At 68.4% G+C, this 17,912-nt stretch carries 14 protein-coding genes; 4 read left to right on the top strand and 10 right to left on the bottom strand.

Annotated elements, in window-relative coordinates:
- Positions 1-33 precede the first annotated feature (33 nt).
- The 6 genes from VGE03_RS00070 to VGE03_RS00045 form a co-directional block, all read right to left on the bottom strand.
- Positions 34-3,042 (bottom strand): 2-oxoglutarate dehydrogenase E1 component, encoded by a 3,009-nt coding sequence (locus VGE03_RS00070; protein WP_331044421.1) that lies wholly within the window; start codon positions 3,040-3,042, stop codon positions 34-36.
- Between the two features lie 276 nt (positions 3,043-3,318).
- On the bottom strand, positions 3,319-4,221 hold the full coding sequence (gene sucD, locus VGE03_RS00065) for a succinate--CoA ligase subunit alpha (protein WP_331044420.1): 903 nt from the start codon (positions 4,219-4,221) through the stop codon (positions 3,319-3,321).
- Positions 4,222-4,224: 3 nt separating this feature from the next.
- A complete protein-coding gene (locus VGE03_RS00060) occupies positions 4,225-4,758 on the bottom strand; it encodes a hypothetical protein (protein ID WP_331044419.1) in 534 nt (177 codons plus the stop codon).
- A complete protein-coding gene (gene sucC, locus VGE03_RS00055; RefSeq protein ID WP_331044418.1) occupies positions 4,759-5,949 on the bottom strand; it encodes an ADP-forming succinate--CoA ligase subunit beta in 1,191 nt (396 codons plus the stop codon).
- Positions 5,950-6,084: 135 nt separating this feature from the next.
- Positions 6,085-7,599, bottom strand: coding sequence for an MFS transporter (locus VGE03_RS00050; RefSeq protein ID WP_331044417.1), 1,515 nt, complete (start codon positions 7,597-7,599; stop codon positions 6,085-6,087).
- Between the two features lie 128 nt (positions 7,600-7,727).
- Positions 7,728-9,926 (bottom strand): TonB-dependent receptor, encoded by a 2,199-nt coding sequence (locus tag VGE03_RS00045; protein WP_331044416.1) that lies wholly within the window; start codon positions 9,924-9,926, stop codon positions 7,728-7,730.
- 178 nt (positions 9,927-10,104) lie between these two features.
- On the opposite strand from VGE03_RS00045, the gene VGE03_RS00040 reads away from it, so the two are divergent.
- Positions 10,105-10,824: a TetR/AcrR family transcriptional regulator gene (locus VGE03_RS00040; protein ID WP_331044415.1), complete on the top strand. Its 720-nt coding sequence runs from the start codon at positions 10,105-10,107 to the stop codon at positions 10,822-10,824.
- On the top strand, positions 10,821-11,591 hold the full coding sequence (locus VGE03_RS00035; RefSeq protein ID WP_331044414.1) for a LytTR family DNA-binding domain-containing protein: 771 nt from the start codon (positions 10,821-10,823) through the stop codon (positions 11,589-11,591). Before VGE03_RS00040 ends, VGE03_RS00035 begins: the two co-directional genes overlap by 4 nt.
- 12 nt (positions 11,592-11,603) lie before the next feature.
- Here the strand turns inward: VGE03_RS00035 and VGE03_RS00030 are convergent, their stop codons facing one another.
- From VGE03_RS00030 to VGE03_RS00015, 4 genes are all read right to left on the bottom strand, one after another.
- Positions 11,604-13,070, bottom strand: coding sequence for a carotenoid oxygenase family protein (locus VGE03_RS00030; RefSeq protein WP_331044413.1), 1,467 nt, complete (start codon positions 13,068-13,070; stop codon positions 11,604-11,606).
- A 92-nt stretch (positions 13,071-13,162) separates the two neighbouring features.
- Positions 13,163-13,585, bottom strand: coding sequence for a DUF2141 domain-containing protein (locus tag VGE03_RS00025; protein ID WP_331044412.1), 423 nt, complete (start codon positions 13,583-13,585; stop codon positions 13,163-13,165).
- A gap of 214 nt (positions 13,586-13,799) precedes the next feature.
- Positions 13,800-14,354 carry an ActR/PrrA/RegA family redox response regulator transcription factor gene (locus VGE03_RS00020; protein WP_331044411.1) on the bottom strand — a complete coding sequence of 185 codons (555 nt, stop codon included), beginning with the start codon at positions 14,352-14,354 and terminating at the stop codon, positions 13,800-13,802.
- A gap of 79 nt (positions 14,355-14,433) precedes the next feature.
- Positions 14,434-15,918, bottom strand: a complete 1,485-nt coding sequence (locus VGE03_RS00015; protein WP_331044410.1) for an ActS/PrrB/RegB family redox-sensitive histidine kinase — start codon at positions 15,916-15,918, stop codon at positions 14,434-14,436.
- Between the two features lie 53 nt (positions 15,919-15,971).
- Between VGE03_RS00015 and VGE03_RS00010 the strand changes: the two genes are divergently transcribed.
- Both VGE03_RS00010 and VGE03_RS00005 read left to right on the top strand, forming a co-directional pair.
- Positions 15,972-16,589, top strand: coding sequence for an SCO family protein (locus tag VGE03_RS00010; protein ID WP_331044409.1), 618 nt, complete (start codon positions 15,972-15,974; stop codon positions 16,587-16,589).
- Positions 16,590-16,818: 229 nt separating this feature from the next.
- Positions 16,819-17,912, top strand: a 1,094-nt coding sequence (locus tag VGE03_RS00005) for a polyhydroxyalkanoate depolymerase (RefSeq protein ID WP_331044408.1), incomplete at its 3' end; no start/stop codon positions are given.

Here is a 17,912-nt window from a genome sequence, read left to right as displayed (position 1 = left end):
CGGCGGCGGGGGAAGCCGCCCACCGGGTTCGTGTCAGGCGAAGGCTTCGGTCAGGAAGGCGTCGAGTTCCTTGAGGTGTCGGCTCATCAGACCCGCCGCCGTCGAGGCGGACGCCGGGCGGCCCACGTAGCGGGCGCGCTTGGACTTCACGTTCAGCTTCTCGAGGGTCAGCTCGATCCACGGATCGACGAAGGTCCAGCCGCCCATGTTCTTCGGCTCTTCCTGGCACCAGACGACTTCGGCGTTCGGGAAGCGGCCCAGTTCGGTCAGCAGCGACTTCATCGGCCACGGATAGAACTGTTCCAGACGCAGGATGTAGACGTCGTCCACCGGCTTGCCGTCCTGGGCGTCCTTCTCGCGGCGCTCCAGCAGGTCATAGTAGACCTTGCCCGAGCACAGGATCACGCGGCGGATTTCCTTGTCGGCCTTGATCTTGACGCCGGCGACATCGGGACGGGTCTGGGCGTCGTCGTGCAGCACGCGGTGGAAGGAGCTGCCCTCGGCCAGATCGGCCAGCGGCGACACCGCCTTCTTGTGACGCAGCAGCGACTTCGGCGTCATGATGATCAGCGGCTTGCGGAACGGCCGGTGCATCTGGCGACGCAGGATGTGGAAGTAGTTGGCCGGGGTCGTGCAGTTGGCGACCTGGATGTTGTCTTCGGCGCAGGCCTGCAGGAAGCGCTCCAGACGGGCCGACGAGTGCTCGGGGCCCTGACCTTCGTAGCCGTGCGGCAGCAGCATGGTCAGGCCGCTCATGCGCAGCCACTTGCGTTCGCCCGAGGTGATGAACTGGTCGATCACCACCTGCGCGCCGTTCACGAAGTCGCCGAACTGGCCTTCCCACATGACCAGGGTGTTCGGGTCGGCCAGCGAGTAGCCGTACTCGAAGCCCAGCACCGCCTCTTCCGACAGGGCCGAGTCGATGACCTCGAAATGGGCCTGCTTGTCCGACAGGTTGTTCAGCGGCGTGTAGCGCTTCTCGGTCGTCTGATCGACGATGCCCGAGTGGCGCTGCGAGAAGGTGCCGCGCACCGAGTCCTGCCCCGACAGACGGACCGGGAAGCCCTCTTCCAGCAGCGAACCGAAGGCCAGGCTCTCGGCCGTGGCCCAGTCGAGGTTCTGACCGGTCGTGATCATCTCACGGCGGCCTTCGTAGACGCGCTTCAGCGTCTTGTGCACGTCGACGGCGTTCGGGATGGTCGTCAGGCGGTGACCCAGATCGGCCAGCCGGGCGGCCGGCACGGCGGTCTCGCCGCGACGCTCTTCACCCTCGGCCAGACCGATGCCGGTCCACTGGCCGTCCAGCCAGTCCGCCTTCTTGGCCTCGAAGGCCTTGCCGGCCTCGAACTCGGCGTCGAGGAAGGCCTCGAAGCGGGCGACCTCGGCGTCCACCTCGGCCTGGCTGACCACGCCCTCGGCCACCAGACGGGCGGCGTAGATTTCGCGGGTCGAGGCCTGCGCGCGGATCTTCGAATACATCAGCGGCTGGGTGAAGGTCGGATCGTCGCCCTCGTTGTGGCCGAAGCGGCGGTAGCAGAACATGTCCACCACCACGTCCTTGTGGAACTTCTGCCGGAACTCGGTGGCCACCTTGGCGGCGAAGACGACCGCCTCGGGGTCATCGCCGTTCACGTGGAAGATCGGGGCCTGGACCATCAGGGCCACGTCCGACGGATAGGGCGACGAGCGCGAGTTCCGCGGGCTGGTGGTGAAGCCGATCTGGTTGTTGATGACGAAGTGCAGGGTGCCGCCGGTGCGGTAGCCCTTCAGCCCCATCAGGGCGAAGCACTCGGCCACGACGCCCTGGCCGGCGAAGGCGGCGTCGCCGTGAATCAGCAGCGGCACGACCTTGGAGCGGTCCAGCGCCCAGTCTTCCTCGGCCTTGCCGGCGTTGGCTTCACGGATGTCGAAGGCCTGCTTGGCGCGCGACTTGCCCAGCACCACCGGATTGACGATCTCGAGGTGCGACGGGTTGGCGGTCAGCGACAGGTGGACGGTGTTGCCGTCGAACTGGCGGTCCGACGAGGCGCCCATGTGGTATTTGACGTCGCCCGAACCCTCGATGTCCGACGGCACGGTCGAGCCGCCCTGGAACTCGTGGAAGATGGCGCGGTAGGGCTTGCCCATGACCGCGGCCAGGGTGTTCAGGCGGCCGCGGTGGGCCATGCCGAAGACGATCTCGTCGACGCCCAGGTTGCCGCCGCGCTTGATGACCTGCTCCAGCGCCGGGACCATGGCCTCGCCGCCGTCCAGGCCGAAGCGCTTGGTGCCGGGGAAGCGCTTGTGCAGGAAGCGCTCGAAGCCTTCGGCCTCGATCAGCTTGTTCAGGATCGCCAGCTTGCCTTCCTTGGTGAAGGCGTTCTGCTCGAACTTGTCCGGGCCCTCGAAGCGCTGCTGGAGCCAGGATTTCTCCTCGGGCTCGGCGATGTGCATGTACTGGATGCCGATGTGGCCGCAGTAGGTGCGCTTCAGCAGGTCCAGCACCTGACGGATGCTGCCGGTCTGCAGGCCGAGGACGCCGTCCAGGAAGATCGGGCGGTCCAGGTCGGCGGCCGAGAAGCCGTAGAACTCGGGGGTCAGCTCGGGATTGAAGACCGGCTGTTCGATGCCCAGCGGGTCCAGCGTCGCCTGCAGGTGACCGCGCACGCGATAGGCGCGGATCAGCATCAGGGCGCGGATCGAGTCGTGGGCGGCGGCGCGGATTTCATCGGCCGAGGCGGCGGCGGCCGGAGCCGGAGCGGCGCCCGGCTTGGCGGCGGCCTTGGGATCGGGCTTCGGCGCGGGCCAGCGGCCGTCGAAGACCGCTTCAGCCTCGGTGGGTTCGCTGGTGACCGGACGGCCCCAGCCGCCGGCGGCGCCCGAGGCCTTCACCTGGGCGGCGTTGTCCCGCAGCTGGTCGAAGAAGGCGCGCCACTCGTCGGACACGCTCGCAGGATTGTCGGCCCACTTTTCGTGCAGGTCCTCGATAAACGAGGCATTGGAGCCATACAGGAAGCTGGTCTCGGCAAAGACCTGGTTCAGCCGACCGGCATCGTCCGCCATCGTTCTCGTCACAGTCCCTTTGGGTCGCGCGCGCACGTCTGCGCGGAGGCGACGGCGCTCATATAGGCGCTGTTTCCTTATGGGTCATGACCGAATAGCGGCGCTGGGGTCGAAATTCGCCGGAATTCTGCAAATTTCGCCGCTCGACTGTCACGCCTGCGGGACATATCCGCCCGATATGGGTCGGATCAGCCCGGAACCGGCTCCGACCGCCTCCTGAAACGCAAAAGGGGCCCCCTTTCGGGAGCCCCTCGGCAGACCAGCCTTTCAGCCGGATCAGCCCTTCAGAACCTCGACCAGGGTCTTGCCCAGACGCGCCGGCGACGGCGACATCTTGATGCCTGCCGCTTCCATGGCCGCGATCTTGGATTCCGCATCGCCCTTGCCGCCCGAGACGACGGCGCCGGCGTGGCCCATGGTGCGGCCCTTCGGCGCGGTGCGGCCCGCGATGAAGCCGGCCATCGGCTTCTTGCGGCCCTTCTTGGCCTCGTCGATCAGGAATTGGGCGGCGTCTTCCTCGGCGCCGCCGCCGATTTCACCGATCATGATGATCGAGGTGGTCTCTTCGTCGGCCAGGAACATCTCCAGCACGTCGATGAACTCCGTGCCCTTGACCGGGTCGCCGCCGATGCCGACCGCCGTGGTCTGGCCGAGGCCTTCGTTGGTGGTCTGGAAGACCGCCTCATAGGTCAGGGTGCCCGAACGCGACACGATGCCGACGTTGCCCTTCTTGAAGATCGAGCCCGGCATGATGCCGATCTTGCACTCTTCCGGGGTCAGGATGCCCGGGCAGTTCGGACCCAGCAGACGCGAGTTCGAACGGTCCAGACGGGCCTTCACGCGCACCATGTCCAGCACCGGGATGCCTTCGGTGATGCAGGTGATGAAGGGGATTTCGGCGTCGATGGCCTCGATGATGGCGTCGGCCGCGCCTGCCGGCGGGACGTAGATCACGGTGGCGTCGGCGCCGGTGACGTCACGGCCTTCGGCGACCGAGGCGAAGATCGGCAGGCTTTCGCCGTGCGCGCCGGTCCAGGTCTCGCCGCCCTTCTTCGGGTGGATGCCGCCGACCATCTGCGTGCCGTAGTAGGCCAGCGCCTGTTCGGTGTGGAAGCTGCCGGTCTTGCCGGTCAGGCCCTGGACCAGGATCTTGGTGTCTTTGTTGACCAGAATGGACATCGTTCAATTTCCCGAGGGGACAGTTTGAGTGGTGCTGGTGACGAACTGACGAGACAGCGACACCGCAAGGGATTGGTTGGAAGGCGCATAGGCCGCGGACAGGGTGAGCACGCCGAGTTTCGACCAGCTCAGCATGTTCACGCCCGGAGGGCCCTGGAACGGAGGTTCGGCGGCCAGTTCGAGCTCGGCGGCGAGCGCCTCGATCCCTGAACGCCAGTCCGCCGAAGGCCGGCTGACCGTCACCGAACAGACCGAGGCCTGCTCCGGATCGACTACGCCGTCGGCGGGCGTCATCGACATCAGGACAGTCGCCTGCCCCACGCGATAGCCGACGACCCAGCCGGCGGCGCCGCGGGTCGAGGTCATGCTGACGGGCCGCCAGCGCAGACGGCGCGCCGTCGCCTCCAGCGCCTCGCGACGCAGCCCCGTGTCGGCGCACGCGGTCCGGACCAGTCCAGCGACGGTGTCGTCCTGCTGAACCGGCGTCGAAACACCTGCGCCGCCCAGAGCGGCCGCGAGAGCCAGGGCTGCGATCACTTAGGCGACCGCCGCGACGATCTTCTGGGCGGCGTCGTCCAGATCATCGGCGGCCTGGATGGTCAGGCCCGACTCGTTGAGGATCTTCTTGCCCAGCTCGGCATTGGTGCCTTCCAGACGGACGACCAGCGGAACCTGCAGGCCGACTTCCTTCACCGCGGCGACGACGCCCTCGGCGATGACGTCGCAGCGCATGATGCCGCCGAAGATGTTGACCAGGATGCCCTCGACCTTCGGGTCGGCGGTGATGATCTTGAAGGCCGCGGCGACCTTGTCCTTGCCGGCGCCGCCGCCGACGTCACAGAAGTTCGCCGGCTCCTTGCCGTACAGCTTGATGATGTCCATCGTGGCCATGGCCAGACCGGCGCCGTTCACCATGCAGCCGATGTTGCCGTCCAGGGCGACGTAGGCGAGGTCCCACTTCGAGGCCTCGATTTCCTTGGCGTCTTCCTCGGTCTCGTCGCGCAGGGCCTTGATGTCCTCGTGACGGAACAGGGCGTTGCCGTCGAACGAGACCTTGGCGTCCAGAACGCGCAGGTGACCGTTCTCCATGACGATCAGCGGGTTCACTTCCAGCATGTCCATGTCCTTCTCGACGAAGGCCTTGTACAGCGCCGGGAACAGCGACTTGCCGTCTTCAGCAGCCGCGCCGTCCAGCCCGTAGGCGGCGTTGATCGCGGCGATGTCGGCATCGGTCACGCCCGCTTCCGGGTCGATGACGATGGTCTGGATCTTTTCAGGGGTGTCGTGGGCGACGGCCTCGATGTCCATGCCGCCTTCGGTCGAGACGACGAAGGAGATGCGGCCGTAGGCGCGATCGACCAGCAGCGAGCAGTACAGCTCGCGGGCGATGTCGGCGCCGTCCTCGATGTACAGGCGGTTCACCTGCTTGCCGGCCTCGCCCGTCTGGGCGGTGACCAGGGTGTTGCCCAGCATTTCCTTGGCGTGGGCGACGGCTTCGTCGACCGAGAAGGCCAGACGCACACCGCCCTTGGCGTCAGCCGGCAGTTCCTTGAACTTGCCCTTGCCGCGGCCGCCGGCGTGGATCTGCGACTTCACGACATAGAGCGGACCCGGCAGCGACTTGGCGGCGGCTTCGACCTGGTCGACCGAGGTGACGGCCACGCCGTCCGCGACGGGGGCGCCGAAGCCCTTGAGAACCTGCTTGGCCTGATATTCGTGAATGTTCATGGGAGGACCGCCGCAACGCTGCTGGGGAAAGTTGCGGGGCTTATAGGCCCCTCGCCTTCGCAGGTGCAACCATCACGCCGCGTCAGCGACCAGCCCGCCGGGCCGGAACAAATCCGACCCGGCGATTTCAGGGACTTAGTCGACCCAGTCTTTCTTCAGGGTGCGCGATGCGCCGATCAGCAGGATCGAGGCGAACACATAGAAGCCCATCCCGGTGTAGATCGCCCAGCGCAGGCTCTCGTCGCCGAAGCGGGGAGCCAGCAGGTCGCTCATCCAGCCGAAGTAGAAGAAGCCGACGGCGATGCCGAGCAGGTTGTTGATCAGCAGGAACAGGGCGGAGGCGGTCGACCGCATGGGCGCGGGGACCAGATGCTGGACCGCCGCCGTCACCGGCCCCAGCCAAGCCAGGTTAAGGCCGGTCGGGATCAGGAAGATCACGAAGGCCACGGCCAGTTGCTGGAACTGGGTGCCGCCGCCCGGGAAGATCAGGCCGATCAGCCAGGGCGAGTTCATCGCCAGGATGAAGCAGGGCGCCGAGATCAGGAAGGCGATGGCCGGGGTCAGCGGATAGGCGCCCTTGCCGCGCTTCGCCAGCTTGTCCGCCACCGCGCCGCCGCCCCAGATGCCGAGGATGCCGCCGATCAGGGCGATTCCGGAATAGTACCAGCTGACCTGGGTCAGGCTCAGGTCGAAGCTGCGCATGAAGAACAGCGGCAGCCAGCCCGCCACGCCGTAGCCGCACACCGACGACGAGGCGGCGCCGAAGGCCAGCAGCCAGAAGCTGGGCTTGGGAATGACGGCGGTGGCCGCGACCCGGGCGATCATCAGCGACCCGCCGATCACCCCCGCCAGCAGGCCGGCGAACAGCAGGACCAGGGCGCTGGCGCCGATGACGCCGAAGTGGGCGAGGGCCGCCAGGATCAGCAGGCCGGAGGCGAGGCCCAGCAGGCCGAGCGACGCGCGTTTGCCCAGACGACCGTCATTGGCGGGGGCGCCCGCGGGGGCGGCGGCGACCGCCGCGGCCTTCGGCGCGTCCGTGCCGCCGCGGGCCGGATCCTTGACGGTCAGGCGCAGCAGGGGCGCCACCAGCAGGCCCAGCAGGCCCACCACGATGAAGGCCATCTGCCAGCCGTAGGTCGCGGCCAGCAGGCCGCCCACGAGGGTGCCCGCCGCCGTGCCAAGCGGAATGCCGAAGGCGAAGGCCGCGAGGGCGCGGGCCCGCTGGTTCGGCGGGAAGTAGTCGGCCACCAGCGAATAGGCCGGGGCCACCCCGCCCGCCTCGCCGACGCCGACGCCCATGCGGAACAGGAACAACTGGGTGAACGACCCCGCCACGCCGCACAGGGCGGTGAAGCCGGACCAGACTGCCAGCGCGCCCGTCATGATCCAGACCCGGCTGAACCGGTCGGCCAGCCAGGCGAGGGGAATGGCGAGGGTGGAATAGACCGAGGCGAAGGCGATGCCGCCCAGCAGGCCGAACTGGGTGTCCGACATGCCGAAATGATCCTTCAGCGGCGCGGCGAGAATGCCGATGATCTGCCGGTCCAGGAAGTTCAGCATGTAGATCAGGATCAGGACCGCCAGAACGTAGAAGCGATACCCGGTGCGTTCGGTCGACGGCCCGGAGGCGGCGGCGTCCGTGTCGGTCATGGCGTTTCCCTCGACTGTACTTTTTCGTTGCTCGAACCGTAGCGGCGTCACGGGCCGACGCCAGAAGAAAAGGGCGGCGGCTCGCTTGAACCGCCGCCCTTGATCAGAACCGATCAGGTTTCAGGAGATCAGAACTTGAACTGGACCGTCGCGGTCACCGTCTGCGGCGGGCCGTAGTAGGCGATCAGCGAGTTGTTGAAGGCCGCCCCCGCGAAGTTGTAGGCGCCGACCTTGTATTCCTCGTCGGTCAGGTTCTTGCCGTACAGGCCCAGGGTCCAGCGGTCGCTCGGGTCCGTCCAGACCACCGACAGGTCGACCAGGGTGTAGGCCTGCTGGTCGAGGATCGGGTTCGGGAACTCGAACTGGCTGTAGTCGCCGCGGTACGAGACCGACGGGGTCACCGCCAGTTCGCCGCCCGCCACGTTGCCGAGCCAGGTCAGGCCGAGGTAGCCGGTCCATTCCGGGGCGTTCTGCAGGACGACCTGATCCGAGATGTCCTCGTAGGACATGGTGGTCAGGTTGTAGCGCAGGAACTCCTCGAAGTCGGAGTGCAGGTAGCCGACGGCGAAGTTGGCCGACAGGCTGTCGAGGATCTGCAGGCGACCTTCGAACTCGGCGCCGTAGAAGGTCGACGAGCCGACGTTGTCGACGAAGGAGGCGATGCCGCCGACGGCCGGAACCTGGGTCGTGACCTGCTGGTCGTTGTACTCGTTGTAGAAGATCGACGAGGAGAACGAGAAGCGGCTCAGGGCGCCCTTCAGGCCGATCTCGTACGAGTCGACGGTCTCGGGGTTGTAGCCGTTGACGGTGTTCGGCGTCAGGATCGCGTCGCCGCGCATGTCGAAGCCGCCCGACTTGAAGCCGCGCGAGTACGAGGCGTAGGTCGTCAGGTCGTCGGTCAGGTCATACGACAGCGACACCTTCGGGGTGAACTGGTCGAAGTCCTTGCTGCGGACGTAGTTGGTGCGGACCAGCGTCGGGTTGCGGGCGGTGCCGCCCAGCAGCGGGCTGCGGGTCGCGCCGGCGTAGTTGGCGCGGAACACGCTGCCGGTCTTCTCGTCCAGCGTATAGCGCACCCCCAGGCCCAAGTGCAGGCGATCCGTCAGGTCCAGGTTCACGTCGCCGAAGAAGGCGTAGCTGGTGGTGTTGACGTAGCCGGCGGTGCCGATGACCAGACCGAGGTTGCCCGCGATGGTGTCGAAGGCGCCCTCGGCATGACCGTCGAGGTAGAAGAAGCCCATCACGCCCTGGATGCGCTCGTAGTCGAACAGGAACTGGAATTCCTGCGTCAGCTGGTCGTCCGAATAGTAGGCCGGGATGTCCAGCGTCGGGGCCGGGGTGTTGTCGAAGTCGATGACGGTGTCGGTGTCGCCCTCGCGCCAGGCAGTGATCGACTTGAAGGTCCAGGCGTCGTTCAGGTCGATCTGGACGGTCGCCGACAGGCCCTGGTTCACGACCGAGTTGTCGTCGCCCAGGCCGGCGTAGGTGTCATAGACGCTGTCCGGGATGCCCGCGCCGACGCCGACGCCCGCGACTTCGCGGTGACCGTGGCGGGGGTTGGAGTTGTCCTCGGTGCGGTCATAGGCGAGGCGCAGCTGGACGCCTTCCTGCGGCTCCCACTCGGCGCTGACGCGGCCGGCCAGGATGTCCTTGTTGTAGTGCTCGGCGCCGGTGTTCAGGTTCGAGCCGTAGCCGTCGCGCTGGTAGCTGGCGATGGCGGCGCCGATGCGGAAATTGTCGGCCAGCGGCACGCTGCCCGAGGCCAGCAGGTCGATCTGGTTGTAGCTGCCGTACGAACCGCGCAGGGTCAGTTCCGGCTCGTCCGACAGGCGCGAGGTCACGTACTTCACGGCGCCGCCGACGGTGTTGCGGCCGTACAGCGAGCCTTGCGGACCCCGCAGCACCTCGATGCGCGAGACGTCATAGACGTCCAGCACCGCGCCTTGCGGGCGGGCGATGTAGACGTCGTCGACGTACAGGCCCACGCCGGGCTCGAAGCCCCACAGCGGGTCCTGCTGGCCGATGCCGCGGATGAAGGAGATCAGGGTCGAGTTCGAACCGCGGGCGACCTGCACGGTCGCGTTCGGGGTCTGCTGCTGCAGGGCGGTGATGTCGGCGACGCCGGTCTGTTCCAGGCGTTCCTCGCCGAGGGCCGAGACCGAGATCGGCACGTCCTTCAGCGCTTCGTCACGACGACGGGCGGTGACCACGACCTCGCCGAGGTCCGAGGCGCCGTCCTGCGGAGCGGCGTCCTGCGCCAGGGCCATGGTCGACATGGCGCTCCAGGCGGCGCCGGCGAGCAAGGCGGATTTCACGAGTCTGTTCATTGCAGCCCTATTCCCTGATGTTTCCGATCCAGACGCTTTTATTCAGCGTTCAATGATTTTCCCGGACCGTAACCGTTTTACGCCCCCTGTCAAACCGTGGCGCTTCCGTGGCGTAAGGATGGCGGGAAACCTGTGGCGCCGTTGCACAGTCGGGGGTGGGCGGCCTAGCTTGCCGCCCATGAGCAACCGCGACGACAGCCCGACCGACGAAGACGCCCGCCCCGCCCGTCGGGGACGGCCGCCCAAGGCCAAGGCCGGCAGCGCGGGGGACACCCGCGAATCGATCCTGGACGCCGCCGAGGACCTGTTCTCCAAGCACGGCTTCTACGGCGTCACGATCCGCGAGGTCTCCCGGGAGGCCGGGGTCGATACCGCCCTGGTCCACTACTATTTCGGCGCCAAGCGCGGCCTGTTCGACGCGGTCTTCCTGCGCCGGGCCGAGGTCTGGAACAACGAGCGCGTCGACGCCATCAACCGCTACGCCCGCGAGGCGGGCGAGACCATGACGCTGGAGGGCCTGCTCGAGGCCTTCCTGCGGCCGCCGTTCGAATGGTCGCTGAAGGGCGGCCCCGGCTGGAAGCACTACGCCGCCCTGGTCGCCCAGACCAACGCCAACCCGGCCTTCGGCGGCGAGACCATGGCCCGCTATTTCGACCCCGCCATCCGCCGTCTGATCGAACTGATCAAACAGGTCCTGCCCGACGCCCGCGACGTCGATCTGTACTGGGCCTACCACAACCTCTCGGGCGCCCTGACGCTGACCCTGGGCGAGACCGGGCGACTGGACCGCCTGTCGGGCGGCCTGTGCCGGTCCGGCGATCTGGAAAGCGCCGGCGACTACATGGTGCGCTTCGCCGCGGCCGGCTTCCGCGCCGTCTGCGCGCCGAGACCGGAATGAGCGACCGCCCGCTCCAGCTGTCGCTGTCCATCGACCGGAGCCTGCTGAAGGGCGTCGCCGTGTCCCTGGCCGCGGGCGTGGTGCTCGCCTTCTCCGGCGCCTTCGGCATGACCGGTTCAAGCTTCACCGACCGTCTCCTGTACTGGCTGCCGCTGATGCTGGCGGGGGCGGCCTGGGGGCATGTCTGCTCACGGGTCGTCGAGCGGTGGATCGACTTCGACCGCCGCCCCTGGCTGGGCGCCCTGGTCCTGACCGCCGCCATGTCCGTGCCCCTGACCCTGGTGGTCTGGGGTTACACGGTCTGGATCTTCGAGCAGGGCCGCCATGCGGAGCCCGGACGACTGGCCCAGTTCTTCCTGCCCGTGACGGTCGTCACCGCGGTGATGAGCGTCCTCAACATCTTCCTTCAGCGTCAGCCGGTGCAGACCCACGCCGCCCCGGCCGGGACCGCCCCGTCCCGCTTCCCCGACCGCCTGCCGCCGAAGCTGCGCGGCGCGGCCATCCGGGCCGTCGTCTCCGAGGACCACTATCTGCGCGTCCACACCGACCGGGGATCGGACCTGATCTTGATGCGCCTGTCCGACGCCCTGTCCGAACTGGAGGGTCTGGAAGGGGCCCAGACCCATCGCAGCTGGTGGGTCGCCCGCGACGCTGTCCGCAGCGTTTCGCGTGGCGAGGGCCGGGCCACCCTGACCCTCGACGGCGGCGTCGAGGCCCCGGTCAGTCGCCGCTATGCGAAGGCCCTGCGCGACGCCGGCTGGTACTAGGACCGGACGGCCCTACCCCGCCCAGACGCCATGGAAGCCGGCCGGCAGGGCCACGTCTGCGCGCCAGCTGGCCATCGGCCCGTCAGCCACCCGGCCCGCCTCGAAGGCGTGCAGTTCGGTCACCCCTTCGCGCAGGTTGATGGCGGGCGCCACCAGCCAGGCGTCGGCCTCGTCCGACCGGCCCGGCTTGGGGACCCAGTTGGCCTCTTCCATGATCATGTCCTCGCCGAACAGGAAGGCGTCGGACCGCCCGGTCTCCCAGTCCTGCACCGCCAGCCCGGTCGGCAGCGGCCGCCCGCCCCGCTCTCCCGCCACATGGACCGTCCGACGCCGGGCCAGGCCCGCGCGGCGCGGATCGCTCTTGGGGAATTCGGCCGCCACGCCGGAGGAGACCATCTCCGCCCGGCCGTCGGCATGCAGGGTGACCAGCGACAGGGTCGCCGGCTCGCCCGGCACCGTGCCGCGCCCTTCGACCATGACCCGCGCGCCCTCGACCGCGAAATTGACGTCCTTGCCCGCCGCCACGTCGAAGCGGATCGTACCGGACGTGTCCTCCCAGGCGTCGCCGAGGTGGAAATAGCTGAAGCCCGGCAACTCGAAGATCCGCGTGCGGCTCAGGTCGGCCTTGTCGATCACCATCACCTGCGTGCCCATCTCGGGCCGCCAGGCGAACTGGGTCGCATAGGGCATGCCGCGATGGTCGAAGACCCAGGGCTGCAGCACGATGACCAGATGGCGGGCGCTGGCGGTGAAGTCGTGCATGTAGCTGGCGCGCGGCAGGGTCACGACCTCCGCCGTGTGCAGGCTGCGATCAGTGTTCAGCCGCCAGACGATCATCCGGTCGCCCCACAGGCCGATGTTCCAGATCGTCCCGTCCGGATCGTAGCGGGGGTGGGCCTGGAAAGGCATGCCCTTCAGGTCGTCCCGCAGGGTGACGAACCGCTTCGTCGACAGGTCCGAGGCGTCCATCGCCAGCGGCGAACCGCCTTCCCACAGGGCCCAGACCTCGTCCCCCGCGGCCATGACGGCGGTGTTGGCGCTGTTGGCGTCATTGGGCGAGCCGATGCGGGCGCGGCTGTCGCCGGGCGTGCCGAAGCCCGGGGTGACCACGGCGTCGATCTCGCTCTCCCAGCGCCGCTTGGGCGTGTCAGCGAAACGGGCTTCCAGCCTGGCCTGCCCGTCGCGGACCCGGAACGCCCGCATCAGGCCGTCGCCGTCGAACCAGTGGGTCGCCGAACCGCCGGGACGGCGGAACTTGCCCGGCCCGTTGCGGAACAGCGCCCCTTCCAGTCCCGCCGGCGCCCGGCCGTGGACCAGTCGCATGGCCCGCGGCGCGACGTCGGCTTCGAGGTCGGCGGTGGCCAGCGACCAGTCGGCGGCGGCCTGCATCGCCGTCATGGCGCGGACGGTCTCGGGGGTGACGACGGCGGCCGACAGGGCGGCGGCGCCCATCAGGAAGTTGCGGCGGGAGGCGAGCATGGTGGGTCTCCGAACGACCGGCGGATGGAGCTTTGAGGTCACGGGTTCGGGGGCCCAAACAGCGCAAGGCGTGTCAGCCCCCGGAGAAGCCGTCAGCGGATGCTGATCGTCTGGACGGTGTCGCCCGACACGCTGAACCGGGCGCGCTCCCAGCTGGCCGGGCCCATGTTGCCGACGGCGTTGTTGGAGAAGGCATAGGGCTCGACCGGCATGCCGAACGGATTGGTGTTCATCTGGCCGTCGCCGTTCACGTCGTGGAACGCCCGCATCGCATAGTCGCCGGCGGGCAGGTGATCGAACACGGCCACCACCGATCCGGAGGCGTCCACCTCACGCGCCGCGACCGGGCGGCCCGACTGGTAGGCAGCTTCGGAGTCGTACAGGGCGACCATGACCTTGCCGGTGCGGGCGCCGGTCTCGAAGGTCAGGGTGACGGTGGCGTCGTCGGCGCCGGCGCGCGCCGGAACGACAGTCAGGGCCAGAAGGGCGGCGGCGAGCGTGGCGATGCGGATCATGGTCCGGGTCCTCGTGTTCGAGACCCGACGACCGGGCCTCCGATGACCCGACCGTGGCGACGACGTTCACCCGTCGCCACGCCGTTTGCAGGAAGCGGCGCCGCCCGTTCGCCAACGGCCACGGCTGTTCATTCGCGATACGCGAACGGACATCTCCGTTGCGGCCCGCGGTCAGAAGGCTTCGCCTTCCCGACCCGACGCGGCCCGGCGCGACCTAGCGCGGCGCGCGCTTGGCGAGGATGCGCTGCAGGGTCCGGCGGTGCATGCCGAGGCGGCGGGCCGTCTCGGAGACATTGTGGTCGCACAGTTCGTAGACGCGCTGGATATGCTCCCAACGGACCCGGTCGGCGCTCATCGGATTGTCCGGCGGCTCGGGGGCCTCGCCGGTCATCAGCAGGGCCTTCACCACGTCGTCGGCGTCGGCGGGCTTCTGCAGATAGTCAACCGCTCCGGCCTTCACCGCCGCCACGGCGGTGGCGATGGCGCCGTAGCCGGTCAGCATCACGATACGGCTGTCCTCGCGACGGTCGCGGATCATCTCCACCACCTTCAACCCGTTGCCGTCCTCCAGCCGCATGTCCAGCACGGCGAAGGCCGGGACCGAGGCGCGCAGGGCGTCCGTCGCCTCCGCCACCGATCCGGCGGTCGTCACCTCGAACCCGCGGGTCTCGAGCGCGCGACCCATCCGGGTGCGCAGGGCGTTGTCGTCGTCCAACAGCAGGAGGGTCTTGTCCTCCAGCGCGGCGATCCGGGCTTCGGTCTCGGACATCTTGGTAATTTCCATCCCGCTCAAGTCGGTAACGATGGTCCCCCGGTCAAGGTTCAGACCGGGGGTGCGACACCACGGCTCAGGCCGCCACCTCCAGCGCGGGGCGCGGCCAGCGAACGGCCACCCGGGCGCCGCGCGGCTGCCCCCGCCCGCCGTCGCCCGCGCCGACGCTGACCTTGCCGCCGGTGCGTTCCAGCAGCGTCCGGGCAATGAAGAACCCCAGCCCCATGCCGCCCTGGCTGGGCGCGATGACCTCCGCCGCCGGCGGCGGCGCGGCCGACTTGCGCGCCTTGCGTCCCGGCGTGGCCGCCGCCACCGAAGCGGCGATCTGGGCGGTCAGGGCGCGGCGCGCCTTCCCTTGCGGGCGGCTGGTCACATAGGGCTCGCCGAGCCTCGGAAGGATGTCCGGCGGGAAGCCGGGACCGTCATCCACCACCTCGATCTCGATGAAGCCCGCGTCGACCAGCGCCCGCACCCGCACCCGGCCGGCGGCGAAGTCGGCGGCGTTCTCGACCAGGGTCGACAGGCCGTGGATGACCTCCGGCAGACGGCGGACGCGCGGCGGCTTCTCGCCCGAAGCCGTGCGGACCGACACCTCGAAGTCCAGATCGAAACCGCGATGGGGCTCGACAACCTCCTCCAGCAGGGCCTTCAGCCCCACCTCGGCGAAGACGATGCCGCCCTCCTCCTCCGGCTGTTGCGACAGCCGTTTCAGGATGTCCCGGCACCGCTCGGCCTGTTGCAGGATCAGCGCCGCGTCCTCGGCGGCCGCCCCCTGTCCGTCCGACGCGCGCAGCAGCTCCTTGGCCACCACCTGGATCGTCGCGAGCGGCGTGCCGAGCTCATGCGCCGCCGCCGCCGCCAGACCGCCGAGGGCGGCCATCCGCTGCTCCCGCTGCAACACGTCCTGGGTGGTCGCCAGCGCCAGCTCCAGCTTCTCGGCGTCGGCCGCCACCCGCCAGGCGTAGGCGGAGGTGAACACCACCCCGGTGGTCAGGGCCATGCCGATGCCGAACTTGTACAGCGGCGGCAGGTTCAGCTCGGTGCCCGCCTGCCAAGGCAGCGGCAGGGAGACGAAGAACAGGCAGACGGTGGCGATCAGCACCAGCAGCCCCATCAGCACCGCCTGCCGGGCGGGCAGCGACGCCGCCGCCACCGTCACCGGGGCCACCAGCAGCAGGCAGAAGGGGTTCTGGAGCCCTCCGGTCAGCCCCAGAAGGATGGCGGTCTGCAGAATGTCGAAGCCGAGATGGGCCGCCGTCAGGGCGCCGTCGGTGGCCGAGCCGTCGCTGCGCTTCAACCGCGCCGTGGCGCTCAGGTTCATCAGCACGCTGGCGGCGATGACGGCCAGGCAGATCCAGATCGGCAGGTCGAAATGGAACCAGGCCGTGGCGACGAAGATGGTCGCGCTCTGGCCGAAGATGGTCAGCCACCGCACGATGACCAGGGTGCGCAGCGACAGGCCCCGGCTGCGTCGGGGCAGATTGCGCCAGCCGGCGAAGCGGCCGCCGCTCTCGGCGAGGTCCGCGGACTGCGGCGACGGATGGTCTTCTGTGGCGCTCACGGCTCTTCTATAGACCCGTTCGGTTCGCTTTGGACCACAACGAGAGAGACGCGATGCCGCGCCGTTCCATCCTGATCTTCGCCGGCGCCTGCGTGGCGATCGCCGCGGCCCTCGCGATCGTCACCCTGGTGGTGGTCAGCCGACCGCCCTCGGCGCCGATCAGCGCGGAGGTCACCTCAACCGGCCAGCCCCAGGTCGGCGGCCCGTTCCAGCTGGTCGATGAAGAGGGCCGGACGGTCGATCAGACGATCCTGAACGGCAAATGGTCGCTGGTCTTCTTCGGCTTCACCTACTGCCCGGACTACTGCCCGACGACCCTGAACATGCTGGAAGCCGCCCGCCGCGAGCTGGGCGCCCAGGCCGACGACCTGCAGGTGATCTTCATCTCGGTCGACCCCGCGCGCGATACGCCCAAGGCGATGAAGGACTATCTGTCGACCTGGTCGACGGACGTCACCGGCCTGACCGGCACGCCCGAGCAGGTAAAGGCCGCCGCCGACGCCTATCGCGCCGTCTACGAAAAGGTCGGCGAGGGCGAGAACTACACGATGAACCACTCGCTCACGATCTATCTGATGGGGCCGGACGGGCAGTTCCGCGCGCCGCTGGGCCATGACCTCGGCCCGACCCGCATCGCCGACGTCATCCGCCGGAACATGCAGCGACGATAATCACCGCATACGACCGATAATGACGGGGCGCCGGGTTAGACTTTGATTTCACCGCGTCCGGCGTCGCGCGGTGAAGCGCCCGGGCCGGCCTTTCCGGACTCTTCGGACCGCTTTTTCCGGCTCGCCGCCCGCCGTTCACGATTTCAGTGATCGGTGATTATCTTTTTGCAGTGCGGTATAATCTATGATGCCTTGCCGCACTCTCGGCGGGGGCCGTCTCAGGACACGCATGCTGTATACGCTTCACGAGCTGGCCTACGCCTCGGCCGCTCCCTTCCGGATCGGGGCCCAGATGGCCCGGGATTTCTGGACCTCACCGCTCAACCCGGCCGCCGACTCCGCCATCGGGCGGACGGCCTTCGCCTCGGCTGAACTGTTCGAGAGCGTCACGCGCCGCTACGGTAAGCCCAAATGGGGCCTGGACGTCGTGACCATCGACGGCAAGCCCGTGCGCACGACCGAGCAGGTGGTCTGGTCCTCGCCCTGGTGCCGTCTCGTCCGTTTCGCCCGCCACATCGGCGACCTGAAGCGCGCCGGCAAGCCGACGGTGGCCCCCGCCGTGATGATCGTCGCCCCGCTGTCGGGCCACTACGCCACCCTGCTGCGCGGTACGGTCGAGGGCTTCCTGCAGGACCACGACGTCTATGTCACCGACTGGTCGAACGCCCGTCAGGTGCCGATGCTGGAAGGCCGCTTCGACTTCTTCGACTATATCGACCACGTCCGCACCATGCTGGCCCAGATCGGCCCGCGCGCCCACGTCGTCGGCGTCTGCCAGCCCGGCCCGCCGGTGCTGGCCGCCTGCGCCCTGATGGCCGAGGACAACGACCCGAACCGCCCGGCCTCGATGACCTTCATGGGCTCGCCGATCGACGCGCGCCTGTCGCCGACGGTGACCAACGAACTGGCCGAGGAAAAGCCCTTCGCATGGTTCAAGTCGAACATGATCCACACCGCGCCCTGGCCCTATCCGGGCTTCGGGCGACGCGTCTATCCGGGCTTCGTCCAGCTCTACAGCTTCATGTCGATGAACGAGGAGCGGCACCGCGACGCCCACCACGAGTATTTCCAGAACCTCGTCAACGGCGATGGCGACGAGGTCGAGAAGCACGAGGAATTCTACAACGAATACCTGTCGGTGCTGGACCTGACCGAGGAATTCTATCTCCAGACCATCGACATCGTCTTCCAGCAGCACCTGCTGCCGCGCGGCCTGCTGGAGCATCGCGGGCGCAAGGTCGATCTGGCGAAGATCAAGGATATCGGCCTGATGACCGTCGAGGGAGCCCGGGACGACATCTCGGGCGTCGGCCAGACCCAGGC

The organism is Brevundimonas sp., from assembly GCF_036400995.1.
GTDB lineage: Bacteria > Pseudomonadota > Alphaproteobacteria > Caulobacterales > Caulobacteraceae > Brevundimonas.
Note: the sequence above shows the minus strand (reverse complement) of the source record. Positions and strands in the feature narration are given on the sequence as shown.

Bases quoted from the DNA above. Each gene is read 5' to 3' on its own strand.
- VGE03_RS00070 (WP_331044421.1), bottom strand. From the start codon at position 3,042: ATGGCGGACGATGCCGGTCGGCTGAACCAGGTCTTTGCCGAGACCAGC.
- VGE03_RS00050 (WP_331044417.1), bottom strand. From the start codon at position 7,599: ATGACCGACACGGACGCCGCCGCCTCCGGGCCGTCGACCGAACGCACC.
- VGE03_RS00035 (WP_331044414.1), top strand. From the start codon at position 10,821: ATGAGCGACCGCCCGCTCCAGCTGTCGCTGTCCATCGACCGGAGCCTG.
- VGE03_RS00010 (WP_331044409.1), top strand. From the start codon at position 15,972: ATGCCGCGCCGTTCCATCCTGATCTTCGCCGGCGCCTGCGTGGCGATC.
- VGE03_RS00040 (WP_331044415.1), top strand. From the start codon at position 10,105: ATGAGCAACCGCGACGACAGCCCGACCGACGAAGACGCCCGCCCCGCC.
- VGE03_RS00030 (WP_331044413.1), bottom strand. From the start codon at position 13,070: ATGCTCGCCTCCCGCCGCAACTTCCTGATGGGCGCCGCCGCCCTGTCG.
- VGE03_RS00020 (WP_331044411.1), bottom strand. From the start codon at position 14,354: ATGTCCGAGACCGAAGCCCGGATCGCCGCGCTGGAGGACAAGACCCTC.
- sucD (WP_331044420.1), bottom strand. From the start codon at position 4,221: ATGTCCATTCTGGTCAACAAAGACACCAAGATCCTGGTCCAGGGCCTG.
- VGE03_RS00025 (WP_331044412.1), bottom strand. From the start codon at position 13,585: ATGATCCGCATCGCCACGCTCGCCGCCGCCCTTCTGGCCCTGACTGTC.
- VGE03_RS00045 (WP_331044416.1), bottom strand. From the start codon at position 9,926: ATGAACAGACTCGTGAAATCCGCCTTGCTCGCCGGCGCCGCCTGGAGC.
- sucC (WP_331044418.1), bottom strand. From the start codon at position 5,949: ATGAACATTCACGAATATCAGGCCAAGCAGGTTCTCAAGGGCTTCGGC.